Below are 14766 nucleotides of genomic sequence, written 5' to 3' on the forward strand. Positions count from 1 at the left end.
GCATTGCATCCTCCCTTCCCTGTTCTGTTCCATATTGCCTGTTGTCTTTACGCACTATACCTCGCCAATGTCTACTTAACATATTTATCCAACACTTTTTCCAAGGCATTTTGTGAAACCGGCTTAGTCAGGAAATCATCGCATCCGGCTTCTATAGCCCTGTCTTTGTCGGACTCAAAAGCAAAGGCAGTCAAAGCGACAATAGGCACTTCTTTTGAATAAGAACGAATCAGGCGCGTAGCCTCCAGCCCATCCATATGGGGCATCTTGATATCCATCAAAATCAAGTCGGGCTGATGTTCTTTAAATTGATTCACCGCATCCTCTCCATTCTTAGCCCATAGCAGATTACATCTTTTCCCTAACAATGTCTTTAACAGCAAAAAGTTGCTGTCTACATCTTCCGCCACCAGTACTGTTCTTCTTTGCAACACTTTTCTCGGTCCCGTACTCCCTGATTCCGGACACTTCGTAACCTTTCCGGATTCCGGAATTTTTTTACCCGCCTTATAAGGAATCGTAAAACGAAAAGTAGAACCTTCATTCAGTTTGGATTCCGCAGTAATCTCTCCACCTAGTTTTTCTACAATCACCCTACAAATCGCAAGCCCCAAACCTGTTCCCTGAACAAAAGTATTCAGTTTCACGAAACGCTCAAAAATCATTTTAATCTTCTCCTCGGAGATACCCATTCCCGTATCTTTTACATAAAAATCAATATACTCCTCCCTCACTTCAAAACCAAAACGGATTTCCCCTTTGAAAGTAAATTTTATAGCATTGGTTATCAAATTTGTAACAACTTGCATAATTCGGTTCTGATCTTCATTGATTATCAAGCTGGTGTCTTTATTGTCTAATATCAAAACAACCCCAGTCTGCACCCGATCCTTATGCATCTCATACACATTACGGCACAATTCTCCCAAATCCATTGGATATCTGATGTATTCCAATGTACCCGCCTCTATTTTTGCCAAATCAAGTATGTCATTGATTAATTGCAACAATATTTCCGAATTCTGGTTGATGATGTCCGAATAAAGTTTTTCATCCTCTGCGTTATCCGCTATAGTCATCAAATGCGAAAATCCCACAATTGCATTCAGCGGAGTACGGATTTCATGGCTCATATTGGCAAGGAAAGCGGTTTTCAACCTGTCGGACTGTTCGGCTTTGATACGGGCGAATATCAATTCCTGCTCTATATTCTGTATATTGGTAATATCCCATGAAATACCGATAATGAGCGGTGTCCTCCCTTCCAGAGGAACCAACGTTTTCAAGGTCTGCACAATACGGGGCTCTCCTGTAGCCGTCACATACGTTTCCTGCATTTCCATACGTTCGCGGGTACGAATCAATTCCAAATCATCCCGATGAAACTTCTCCGCATTCTCATATTCGGGAAATACTTCAAAATCAGTACGCCCCAACGCTTTGGAAGCAGGAATTTTAGAGTGACTGGCAAACGCCTTATTCCAATAAAGATATCGGAAATCATCTTCAGGGTCCTTCACAAACAAATAAACAGGAATATTATTCAGTATAGCATCCATCAGATAATTCAATTCACGCAATTCATCACGATTCTTGATAACATCTGTTATATCCTGTGTAAAGAACCAAATCATTTCCTCGCCCTGATTTTGAATCATAAAGGCCGAAACCTGATGAACACGAAGTTTTGTTTCTCCCACACGGGTATATTTGGCACGATAAGCAAAATTACCTCCGTTGTCGCGAATCTCCTGAACACGTTTATCAAACTGTTCTTTAGTATTCAAGGAAACAGGCAAATCATAGATTTTCTGTGTTCCTAATTCCCCTTTCACTCCATATTCCTCAATAAACTGCCGGTTGGCATAGACTAAGGTTCCGTCAGCCGATACAGCCAGAATACTATCACTGACCCTATCCAATATCCGTTTAAATATTTCCAAATTCTGCTGTGTGGCAACTCTTTCACTAATATCACGGCACATTATCAACACATATTCTTCATCTAAGGGGAAAATACGATTTTCATAATAATGAAGCGTCCCGTCCACATCCAATTCATGATGGGCTGTAGAACCCCTACCTGTCGAAATAACCTTCTGAAGATTATTATGTATATTGTGATAAGCCTCTTTAGGAACCATATCCTGCATACGCATCCCCTTAAAATCGTTGTTGGATACACCCACATGATTTGTTTCCTCATTAGACACCACCTCTATCCCCATTTCCTCATGATTGAAAACGGTCAACATATCCGGCAAGGAATCTAATATTCTTACCGCATATTTCTCCTTGAAACTAACGCCATCAAAGTTTTTTTCAGAAGAAGATAATTTTTCTTTCAGCAGCCTGTTCTCCTCTTTCAACGATTCAATTTCCTGCTCTAATACTTTAAGCTTGTGTTCACAATCCATTTGTTTTGAATATCTTTAGGATTCCTAATTGGACAAAAGTAGAAAACTTTTTGTAAACACAGAAAGAATAGTGATTTATTTTCCGATAAAAGAGAAGTCACTGATTAATAGTTAATGGAGTGCACTGTTGCCACACCCCATTAACCACATATCATCAGCCATTAAAATCATTTATATTCCGCCCAGCTCTTGATAGCGATATCGTTTATCGTCATGGTACAGAAAGCATTGATAAACGCACTTGCCAGACGAGCATTGGTTATCAAGGGCACATTCAGGTCGATAGCGGCACGACGTATCTTATATCCATTGTCCAACTCCCCGGCTGTCAGATTCTTCGGGATATTGACTACCATGTCTATCTCTTTCCGATGCAACATATCCAGTGCCTGAGGTTTCCCTTCCTCACTGGGCCAATACACGCGGGTATTTTCCACCCCGTTCTCGGTCAGGAAGTGGGATGAGCCTCCGGTGGCATAAAGTTTATAACCTTTCTTCTGCAACATACGGGCCGCTTCCAAGGTATCCGCTTTCTGCTTGGCATTACCTGTAGAAAGCAACACGCTCTTTTCCGGAATACGATACCCCACAGACAGCATCGCCTTCAATACGGCACACGAAGTATCCGTACCGATGCAGCCTACTTCACCGGTAGAGGCCATGTCTACCCCCAATACCGGATCGGCTTTCTGCAAACGGTTGAAAGAGAACTGGCTGGCCTTAATACCCACATAATCCAACTCGAAAAGATTCTTGTTCGGTTTCTCAACCGGCAGTCCGAGCATCACTTTGGTAGCCAGTTCAATAAAATTAATTTTCAGCACCTTGCTGACAAAGGGGAAGCTGCGTGAAGCACGAAGGTTACATTCAATTACCTTGATATCATTGTCCTTTGCCAGATATTGGATATTGAACGGACCGGAGATATTCAATTCCTTGGCTATCTGACGGGAGATGCGCTTGATGCGGCGCACCGTTTCCACATACAGCTTTTGCGGTGGGAACTGGATAGTGGCATCGCCCGAATGCACTCCGGCATACTCAATGTGCTCACTGATAGCATATGCCACAATCTCACCATTCTGAGCCACAGCGTCCATTTCCACTTCCTTGGCGTGCTCGATGAACTGGCTCACCACTACCGGATGCTTTTTCGATACATTGGCAGCCAGTTTCAGGAAGCGTTCCAACTCTTCTTGATTGGAGCAGACATTCATGGCCGCACCACTCAGCACATACGAGGGACGTACCAAAACAGGGAAGCCTACCTTGTCAATAAAGGCATGGATGTCTTCCATAGAAGTCAATGCGCTCCATTCGGGCTGATCCACTCCGATGCGGTCCAGCATGGCCGAGAATTTATCCCGGTCTTCGGCATTGTCAATGCTCTTGGCACTGGTACCGAGGATATTTACATTTTGCGCATCCAGACGGAGAGCCAGATTATTGGGAATCTGGCCACCGGTAGATACAATGACTCCGTGAGGATTCTCCAGTTCGAGAATATCCATCACACGCTCGAAAGTCAGCTCGTCAAAGTACAGACGGTCGCACATATCATAGTCGGTAGAAACCGTTTCGGGATTATAATTAATCATGACACTGCGGTAACCCTCCTTACGGATAGTCTGCAAAGCCTGCACGCCACACCAGTCAAATTCCACCGACGAACCGATGCGGTAAGCACCCGAACCCAGTACCACGATGGATTTATGGTCGCCTAAGTACTTCACATCATTGGCCACACCGCTATACGTCAAGTACAGATAGTTGGTCTGTGCAGGGTACTCGGCCGCCAAAGTATCGATTTGTTTCACCACCGGAAGGATTCCCACCTGCTTACGATGATTACGCACATACAGAATACCGTCTTCCATATCTCCTTCGTAGCCAATGGCACGGGCTATCTGGAAATCGGAGAATCCCTGCACTTTCGCCTTGCGGAGCAATTCGTCCGGCATATCGGTAATCTGCTTGTGGTTATTGCCCCATTCGTGCATCTCTTTAGAAGTGTCCATGATGTGCTGCAATTTCTGCAAGAACCATTTGTCAATCTTGGTCAGCTCATGAATCTGGTCTACCGTGTAACCTGCACGCATGGCTTTGCTGATCACGAAGATACGTTTGTCCGTCGGCTCACGAAGGGCTTTGTCCACGTCTTCTATAACCAATTCCTTATTCTCTACAAAACCATGCATTCCCTGACCAATCATGCGCAAACCTTTCTGAATGGCTTCTTCGAAAGTACGTCCGATAGCCATCACCTCGCCCACCGATTTCATGGACGAGCCCAGTTCACGATCCACACCGTGGAACTTGCCCAAGTCCCAACGGGGAATCTTGCACACCACATAGTCCAGTGCAGGCTCGAAGAAGGCACTGGTGGTCTTTGTCACCGAGTTTTTCAAGTCGAACAACCCATATCCCAAGCCTAATTTGGCGGCAACGAAAGCCAACGGATAGCCGGTAGCCTTGGAAGCCAATGCAGACGAACGCGAAAGACGGGCGTTGACCTCAATGACACGGTAATCTTCCGATTCGGGATCGAAGGCATACTGTACATTGCATTCGCCCACAATGCCGATATGGCGGATGATACGGATAGCCAGTTCACGAAGTTTATGATATTCCGCATTGGTCAGTGTCTGCGAAGGGGCGATCACGATAGACTCGCCGGTATGGATACCCAGCGGGTCGAAGTTCTCCATGTTACATACAGTGATGCAGTTATCATAACGGTCACGGACCACTTCATACTCCACCTCCTTCCAGCCTTTCAAACTCTTTTCCACCAATACCTGCGGAGAGAAAGAGAAGGCCTTTTCAGCCAGAACATTCAGTTCCTCTTCATTGTCACAGAAACCTGAGCCCAAACCACCCAATGCATAGGCGGCACGGATAATGACCGGATAACCTAATTCTTTAGCGGCGCGACGGGCATCTTCCAGATTTTCCACCGCTTCGCTCTTGATGGTCTTGACATTGATTTCATTCAGTTTTTCTACAAACAATTCACGGTCTTCAGTATCCATGATGGCCTGCACGGGAGTACCCAACACACGGACATTGTATTTTTCGAAGATACCTGCTTTGTACAGTGCCACCCCACAGTTCAAGGCAGTCTGTCCGCCGAAAGACAGGAGCACGCCGTCCGGACGTTCCTTTTCTATCACCTTCTCTACAAAATAAGGAGTAACGGGCAGGAAATAAATCTGGTCTGCCACCCCTTCGCTGGTCTGCACGGTAGCGATGTTCGGGTTGATCAGAACCGTTTCAATCCCTTCCTCCTTCAAGGCTTTCAATGCTTGCGAACCCGAATAGTCAAATTCTCCGGCCTCGCCAATCTTCAAGGCACCGGAACCTAATAACAATACTTTCTTTATTTCGTCTTTCATACTTGTTCTTTTTAATACACGGTTTATAACAACTTCACAAACTCATCAAACAGGAACTCGGTATCCGTAGGTCCCGATGCAGCTTCCGGATGGAACTGTGCCGAGAACCAAGGTTTGGTTTTATGCCTGATACCCTCGTTGGAACCGTCATTCATATTGATGAACAGCGGTTCCCAATCGGTTCCCAATGTATTATTATCTACCGCATAACCGTGGTTCTGACTGGTAATGAAACAACGTTCCGTTCCTATCATGCGCACCGGTTGGTTATGGCTGCGATGACCGTATTTCAATTTATAGATGGTGGCACCTCCTGCTTTGGAAAGCAACTGATTCCCCATACAAATGCCGAAGATAGGCTTGTCGCTCAGGCTCATCGCCTTGCGGATATGCTGTACCGCCTCATCGCAAGTATCCGGATCACCCGGACCGTTCGAAATAAACAATCCGTCATACTCCATCCCTGTAAAGTCATGGTTCCAAGGAACACGGATCACTTCCACATCCCGTTTCAGTAAGCAACGGATAATATTTGTCTTTACACCACAATCCACCAACACCACTTTTTTCTTACCTGCACCTTCATTGTAACGAATCACTTCCTTACACGATACTTTATCTACATAATTGATACCTGCATACATTGCTTCGGGCACATTGCCGGGTTCATCATCAAATACAATTTTCCCCATCATTACCCCATGTTCGCGAAGAACTTTGGTCAGTTCACGGGTATCGATGCCTGTAATGCCCGGCACTTGCTCACGCTTCAGCCAGTCGGCCAGACTTTCTTTCGCATTCCAGTGACTGTATTCTTCACTGTAATCACTTACAATAATCGCTTCGGCATGGATACGTTCACTTTCCATAAAAGTAGCCAAGCCATTGGGTTCGATAGTAAAGGGAGGTACCCCGTAGTTACCGACCAACGGATAAGTTAAGGTCATCAGCTGCCCCGCATATGAAGGGTCTGTCAAACTCTCAGGATAACCGGTCATAGCGGTATTAAACACCACTTCGCCGGCTACCGGTTTCTCATAACCGAACGACTTGCCCGGGAAACGGCTCCCGTCGTCGAGGATCAATGTTACATTTCTCATCTAATCTATCTTGAATGGTTGTTCTTTAGAATTGATAAACTTTTTCTATATAGTCTATAAACGCCTGGTTCACCAGCTTCACTCCACCCGGAGTAGGATAATCCCCACTGAAATACCAGTCGCCCGTATGGTTGGGACACGCTTCATGCAATCCTTCCAGTGTCTGATAAACGATTTCCACTTTCGCCTGCGTACCCTTCGGAGTGAGAAGTTCCACCATTTTTGCCGCAATCTCCTCATTAGTGAAAGGGGCATAAATTTCTTTCACATAATTCACCATCTGCTCTTTGGGTAACCCCACCTGGTCTTTCGATTTGTTGTAAGCACGGGCTATCACATCTTTCATATCCCGTTCTTTCAATAAATCGATAGCAGCCTTGAAAGCGATAAACTGATCCATACTGGCCATATCAATACCATAATAATCAGGATAACGCACCTGTGGCGAAGAAGAAACAATGACGATTTTCTTCGGATGCAGGCGGTCGAGGATGCCGATAATGCTCTGTCTTAACGTAGTTCCCCGGACGATGCTGTCATCAATAATCACCAGATTATCCACATGAGGCACAAGGCTTCCATAAGTGATATCATACACATGGGCAGCCAAATCATTCCGACTGTTGCCTTCGGCGATAAAGGTACGCAGCTTGATATCCTTGATGGCTACTTTCTCGCTACGGATACGCCAGGACAGGATTTTTTCCAGTTCCTCGTGATTGGGATGATGCCCCAAAGCCTCTATCTTCTTTACTTTCAGTTCATTCAGATAATTGTCGAATCCTTCCAGCAGTCCATAGAAAGCCACTTCCGCCGTATTGGGTATAAAAGAGAATACGGTATGCTCCACATCATAGTCTACCGCTTTCAAAATAGGATTCACCAGTTTTTCGCCCAGCTGTTTTCTTTCTTTATAAATATCCATGTCACTTCCCCGGCTGAAATAGATACGTTCGAAGGAACAGGCTTTCTTCTCTTTCGCCCGGTTGATCTGTGCCAGACGCATCTTTCCAGTCTTGCTTATAAGGATAGCCTGTCCCGGTTGCAATTCATTGATGCTTCCGGCAGATACATTCAAGGCAGTCTGAATGACAGGGCGCTCGGATGCCAATACCATGATTTCATCGTCCATGTACCAGAAAGCCGGACGGATGCCCCACGGATCGCGCACCGCAAAAGACTCACCGCTACCGGTCATACCGCAGATCACATAGCCTCCATCCCACTCCTTGCTCGAAGTCTTGAGGACATTGCCCAGATCAATGCGGTCTTCTATAGCGTGAGTAATATCCATGCCTTTCAGACCTTCCTTCTCACATTCCACATAGAGGCGCTCCACCTCGCGATCCAAACGGTGCCCCACTTGTTCCAGCATAATATATGTGTCGGCATATTTACGCGGATGCTGGCCGTCGGCAGTGATACGTGCGAAAATCTCATCCACATTGGTCATGTTGAAATTGCCGCACAACGCCAAATTCTTGGCACGCCAGTTGTTACGGCGCAAGAACGGATGCACGTAGGAGATACCGCTTTTTCCGGTAGTGGAATAACGCAAATGCCCCATATATACCTCTCCGGCAAAGGGAAGGCATTTCTTGGCGTATCCGGCATCATGCAATTGTTCAGGCGCCAAATCCTTGAAATGATTTTGCACCGTACCGAATATCTCTGTTATCGCCCCTGAACCTAAAGCTCTTTCACGGAACATATATTCTTCACCGGGATTGGCCTCCAGTTTGACACAGGCCAACCCGGCGCCTTCCTGTCCGCGGTTGTGTTGTTTTTCCATCAGCAGATACAGCTTGTTCAAGCCATACATCCAGGTTCCATACTTTTCCTGATAATATTCCAGCGGTTTCAGCAGTCGTATCATAGCGACTCCACATTCATGCTTTAACGGTTCCATGCTCTCTCTTTACTACTTAAATTAATAGTTCATTTTCAGATTCTTATAAAAACATCCCAAAGGTATGACAAGACCTTCTGTCATTTTTCCAAACTTACGGTACATCTTTCAAGAATTATGCCGGAAACTTCCTGCATAATCTCCGGCAGCATTGCCTTCTATTCTACTGTTACCGACTTCGCCAGATTTCGTGGCTGATCCACATTCTTCCCTTTGCAAATGGCTACATGGTAGGCCAATAACTGTAAGGGGACCGTAGCTATCAACGGTTCGAGGCACTCTAATGTTTCGGGCAACTCAATGCAATCATCGGCCAACTTACCGATTACCGTATCTCCTTCTGTGACCAAAGCGATTACTTTTCCCTTCCGCGCCTTGATTTCCTGTATGTTACTCATTATCTTTTCATACATCGCATTATGCGTAGCTATCACCACAACAGGCATTTCGGCATCAATCAATGCGATAGGCCCATGTTTCATCTCGGCTGCGGGATAGCCTTCAGCGTGAATATAAGATATCTCCTTCAACTTTAACGCACCTTCCAAAGCTACCGGGAAACTGTAGCCCCGTCCCAAATAGAGGAAATTATGTGCATAGGTGAAAATACGCGACAGTTCCGCTATTTTAGGATTACTGATCAATATCTTTTTTATTTTAGCCGGAATCACAGTCAATTCCCGGATCACTTCCAGGTATTTCTCATCTGCCATACTCCCTTTCTCTTTTGCCAGCGTCAGCGCCAGCATGGTAAGCACGGTTACCTGTCCGGTAAATGCCTTGGTGGACGCCACTCCTATTTCCGGTCCTACATGAATATAAGAACCGGTATCTGTAATGCGCGGAATGGATGAACCTACCGCATTGCATATACCATAGATAAAAGCTCCTTTCTCTTTCGCCAGTTCTATGGCAGCCAATGTATCGGCCGTTTCACCCGATTGCGAGATAGCTATTACCACATCGTCTTCATGAATCACCGGATCACGATAGCGGAACTCGGAGGCATATTCCACTTCTACCGGAATACGGCAGAAACTTTCTATCAGTTGTTTCCCTATCAATCCGGCATGCCACGAAGTTCCGCAAGCCACAATTACAAAGCGACGAGCCTTGAGCAGACGTTCCTTATGATCAATAACCGCCGACAGTACTACTTTATCACCGTCCGCATTGATGCGTCCACGCATACAGTCGTTAATACAATCGGGTTGTTCGAATATCTCCTTCAACATGAAATGCGGGTATCCCCCTTTCTCCAGTTGTCCCAGATTCATTTCCACCGTACGTACTTCGGGATTTTGAAGCACGTTGTCCAGATTGACGACTTCCAATGTCTTGTCTCTGCGAATCACCGCTATCTCCCCATCTTGCAGATACACCACTTTATCCGTATACTCTACAATCGGAGTAGCATCCGAAGCCAGAAAGAATTCATCCTTCCCTATCCCTACCACCAGCGGACTGCTTTTGCGTGCTGCAATAATCTCATCGGGATTATTCTTGTCGAGCACCGCTATAGCGTATGCGCCAATCACCTCATGCAGAGCCAACTGAACGGCAGTAAGTAAATCTAAATGGTTGGAAAGTTGGAAAAATTCAATTAACTGTACGAGAACTTCGGTATCTGTACTACTTTTAAAGATGAACCCTTTTTTTTGTAGCTTTTCTTTCAGGGTAGCGTAGTTTTCAATAATACCATTGTGGATAAGAGCTAGATTCTTTGAAGAAGAAAAATGAGGATGAGCGTTAGCCTGACAAGGCTCTCCGTGGGTGGCCCATCGGGTGTGGGCAATACCAATTGTACCGGAAACGTCTTTTTGGGAAACAAAAGCCTCTAGGTCTGAAACCTTTCCTTTCGTTTTATAAACGTTCAACCTCCTTTTTTTGTCTATCAATGCGACTCCTGCGCTATCATAGCCCCGGTATTCCAACCGCTTCAGGCCTTTTATGAGAACAGGGTAAGCATCTCGTTTTCCAATATAGCCTACTATTCCACACATAATCTACTAAGTATATGTTCTGATTCGACTGCAAAGATACAAATATCAATTAACATAAATGCAATAAAAAACCATAAATAATTGACGAAAGCGATAAAAAAGTAAGAATAAAAATCGAAAAGAAATATTTTATTCGTTTTTTTATAAATATGAAAACTTACAGTATGATATTGTCTGTTGTGGTTTTAGTTACGATTTGAAAGACAGTAAGCAAGCAAGAAGAGTAATGTGTAAAGAGGACCGTCATCCCGACGCCCCTCTCCGCAAACTTAAAACAACCAACAAAAGAAATAGATAACCTTTATGCAGTGATTATCTAATAAAAAGCAATTCACGATATTTAGGTAATGTCCACATCTGGTTGTCTACGATCAGCTCCAGCTTGTCAATATGATAACGTATCTCTTCCAGCATCGGGGCGATGGTATCGTGATAGGCAATGGCCTTTTCGCGCTCGCTCTCTATTTTGTTCGCCACTTTTCGCGCCTCCACCATGGCATTTACATGCTCGGTGATGAAAATGGTTCGCCGGGCAATCTCTTCGATGAGTTTCATGTTCTCGGCCGACAGTTGGGATGCTTTTTCCGCCGGGAAGAGCTCTTTCATTTTATACACATTGTCTATCAGCTTGCTTTGGTATTCGGTGGCTACGGGGATGATGTGGTTCATCGCCAGGTCGCCCAGCACGCGCGCCTCGATCTGGATTTTCTTTGTGTAAGTTTCCCATTTCACTTCATTGCGCGCCTCCAGCTCCTTGCGGGTCATCACGCCGGTGGATTCGAACATGGCGATGCTCGCGGGCTTCAAGTAGTTGTCGAAAATGAGCGGGCAGCTCGTTTCGCAGTCCAGACCCCGGTGGGCGGCCTCCGCCTTCCATTCGTCCGAGTAGCCGTTGCCGTCAAAACGGACAGGCTTGCACTCCTTGATGTAGCGGCGGATAATTTCGATGATGGCGGAGATTTTCGGTTCACCCTTTTCGATGAGCGCGTCCACGTCCTGCTTGAACCGGGCAAGTTGTTCGGCAACGGCCGCGTTGAGCGCAATCATGGCACTGGCACAGTTTGCCTCCGAGCCTACGGCGCGGAATTCGAAGCGATTGCCGGTGAAGGCGAACGGCGAGGTGCGGTTGCGGTCGGTATTGTCAATCAGCAGTTCGGGAATTTGCGGGATGTCCAGCTTCATTCCCTGTTTGCCTGCCAGTGAGACAAGGTCATCGTTGCCGCTTTCTTCTATATGGTCCAGCACTTGCGTGAGCTGTTTGCCCAGGAAAGAAGAAATGATGGCGGGCGGCGCTTCGTTGGCTCCCAGGCGATGGGCGTTGGTGGCACTCATGATAGAGGCTTTCAGCAAACCGTTGTGGTGGTATACCGCCATCAGGGTGTTGACAATGAAGGTGATGAAGCGCAGATTGTCTTCGGCGGTCTTGCCCGGAGCCATCAGCAGAACGCCGGTGTCTGTACCCAGTGACCAGTTGTTATGCTTCCCCGAGCCGTTGACGCCTTTGAAGGGTTTTTCGTGCAGCAACAGGCGGAAGCCGTGGCTCCGCGCCACCTTGCGCATGAGCGACATGAGAAGCATGTTATGATCTACCGCCAGGTTGCATTCTTCGAAAATGGGAGCCAGCTCAAATTGGTTGGGAGCCACTTCGTTATGGCGGGTCTTGACGGGTATGCCCAGTTCCAGCGCCTGTATTTCAAGGTCTTTCATAAAGGCAGCCACACGGGTGGGGATGGCTCCGAAGTAATGGTCTTCCAATTGCTGGTTCTTGCTGGCTTCGTGTCCCATCAGGGTGCGCCCGGTCAGCAGCAGGTCGGGACGGGCGGCATACAGTCCTTCGTCTACCAAGAAGTATTCCTGTTCCCAGCCCAAGTAGGCCACCACTTTCTTCACTTCCGGGTTGAAGTAACGGCACACGTCCACGGCGGCTTTGCCCACAGCACTCAAGGCTTTCAGCAGTGGCGTTTTATAGTCCAGCGACTCGCCGGTGTAAGCAATGAAGACGGTAGGGATGCACAGGGTGTCGTCCACCACGAAGACAGGCGATGAGGGATCCCATGCGCTGTAGCCGCGTGCCTCGAAAGTGTTTCGGATGCCGCCGTTGGGGAAGCTGGAAGCATCGGGCTCCTGCTGTACGAGGAGTTTGCCCGAAAATTCCTCCATCATTCCACCCTTGCCGTCGTGTTCCACAAAGGCGTCGTGCTTTTCGGCTGTGCCTTCAGTCAGGGGTTGGAACCAGTGGGTGTAGTGGGTTACCCCTAGCTCAGTTGCCCAGCGTTTCATGCCTGCCGCCACTTCGTCGGCTATGGCACGCTCCAGGGGGGCACCGTTGTCCATGGCGTCCGTCAGTTTGGCATAAACGGCGCCGGGCAGATACTTGAACATTTTCTCGCGGTTGAAAACGTATTTGGCGAAATATTCACTGGGCCTTTCGGCTGGTGTCTCCACCGTTGCTGCTTTCTTCTTGAAAGCCGTTTCGACTACTCTGAATCTTAATTTTGACATAATACCTAAATTTGTTTAGTTGTTGATTAGTAGAGTGAATGGAAAAAACTTTTGTGATTAATTGTATGCTGACTCGCCATGCTCGTAGATATCGAGTCCTTCCTCTTCAATGCGTTTCGGAACACGCAAGCCATGTATCTTGTCCAGCACTTTAAAGACAATGAAGCCCATGCCTGCCGCCCACGCTCCTACCACGGCCGCGCCGAAGAGCTGTGCCAGCAGGAAGCTGCTGCCGCCGCCATAGAACAGTCCCTTTTCTGTAGCGAAGAGTCCTGTAAGAATCGTTCCCAGGCAACCGCAAACGCCGTGTACGGACGATGCGCCTACGGGGTCGTCAATCTTTAGCACATGGTCGATAAAGTCGACTGCAAATATCATTACCACGCCGCAAATGGCACCGATAAGTACAGACCCGAAAGGCGATACCAGGTCACATCCCGCCGTGATGCCCACCAGTCCTGCCAGCACACCGTTCAGTGTGAGGGACAAGGAAGGTTTGCCATACTTCATCCAACTCGCCACCAGTGCGAAGAAACCTCCTGCACAAGCTGCCAGGTTGGTGGTGAGGAACACATGCGAAATGGCTGTCTGGTCTCCACTTGTTGCCGCTGCCAACTGCGAACCGGGGTTGAACCCGAACCAGCCGAACCAAAGGATAAACACGCCCAGGCAGGCAAGCGTCAAACTATGACCGGGGATGGCCCTTGATTTGCCGTCTTTCCCGTATTTGCCAATACGCGGTCCCAGAATGGCGGCGCCCACCAGGGCAATCCATCCGCCTACGGAGTGAACCACCGTAGAGCCGGCAAAGTCATGGAAAGTAGCGCCGAACGTCCTCATCATAAAGGAGCCTTCGTCTCCGTTCATCAGCCATCCTCCGCCCCAGGTCCAGTGGCCGGAAACCGGATAAATGAGTACGCTGATAAAGACAGTATAGACCAGATACATGGAGAACTTAGTACGTTCCGCCATGGCTCCGGACACGATGGTGGCCGCCGTGGCGCAGAATACAGTCTGGAAAATCAGGAAGCCTTCGATGGGCAATCCGTTGTCGATGATTTTGTCCATCGCCTCCAAGTTGAAAAAATGGGGGGCGCCCACAAAACCGCCTATGCCGAACATCAGCCCGAAGCCGATGAACCAGAACAGGATGGAGCCGAACATGAAGTCTACCAGATTTTTCATCAGCACGTTGGCCGTGTTCTTGGTACGGATGAACCCGGCTTCTACCAAGGCGAATCCCGGTTGCATGAAGAATACCAGCATGGCAGCAAGTAGCATCCATACAGTGTTGAGTCCGGTAGCAAGTTCGCCCAGGGCCCCGGCGGTTGCATCGGGCGCCGCGGTGGTGGCTGCCACGCCTGCATCTTGCGCCCAAAGGCCGGCGGGGAGCATAAATAAGAGTATAGTATCCATAATTTTTCTCGTTTACGTTGTAGT

The 14766-nt window shown here is 47.4% G+C and carries 7 protein-coding genes; all 7 read right to left on the minus strand.

The genetic code is table 11. The features are described from left to right. Nucleotides 1-71: 71 nt before the first annotated feature. Nucleotides 72-2417, minus strand: a complete 2346-nt coding sequence (locus tag BVU_RS20025; protein WP_005851445.1) for a PAS domain-containing protein — start codon at nucleotides 2415-2417, stop codon at nucleotides 72-74. Nucleotides 2418-2584: 167 nt separating this feature from the next. Continuing rightward, nucleotides 2585-5812, minus strand: coding sequence for a carbamoyl-phosphate synthase (glutamine-hydrolyzing) large subunit (gene carB, locus BVU_RS20030; RefSeq protein WP_005851444.1), 3228 nt, complete (start codon nucleotides 5810-5812; stop codon nucleotides 2585-2587). Between the two features lie 23 nt (nucleotides 5813-5835). Then, entirely contained in the window at nucleotides 5836-6912 is a 1077-nt protein-coding gene (carA, locus tag BVU_RS20035) for a glutamine-hydrolyzing carbamoyl-phosphate synthase small subunit (protein WP_005839651.1), read from the minus strand. Nucleotides 6913-6937: 25 nt separating this feature from the next. Continuing rightward, nucleotides 6938-8821 (minus strand): amidophosphoribosyltransferase, encoded by a 1884-nt coding sequence (locus tag BVU_RS20040; protein ID WP_005839648.1) that lies wholly within the window; start codon nucleotides 8819-8821, stop codon nucleotides 6938-6940. A gap of 158 nt (nucleotides 8822-8979) precedes the next feature. Then, complete coding sequence (gene glmS, locus BVU_RS20045; protein ID WP_012055978.1) at nucleotides 8980-10824, minus strand: glutamine--fructose-6-phosphate transaminase (isomerizing); 1845 nt, start codon at nucleotides 10822-10824, stop codon at nucleotides 8980-8982. A 312-nt stretch (nucleotides 10825-11136) separates the two neighbouring features. Next, a complete protein-coding gene (locus BVU_RS20050; RefSeq protein WP_008671392.1) occupies nucleotides 11137-13326 on the minus strand; it encodes a glutamine synthetase III in 2190 nt (729 codons plus the stop codon). A gap of 57 nt (nucleotides 13327-13383) precedes the next feature. Then, on the minus strand, nucleotides 13384-14742 hold the full coding sequence (locus BVU_RS20055) for an ammonium transporter (protein ID WP_012055979.1): 1359 nt from the start codon (nucleotides 14740-14742) through the stop codon (nucleotides 13384-13386). Nucleotides 14743-14766: the final 24 nt, after the last annotated feature.

The organism is Phocaeicola vulgatus ATCC 8482, from assembly GCF_000012825.1.
Taxonomy (GTDB): Bacteria; Bacteroidota; Bacteroidia; order Bacteroidales; family Bacteroidaceae; genus Phocaeicola; species Phocaeicola vulgatus.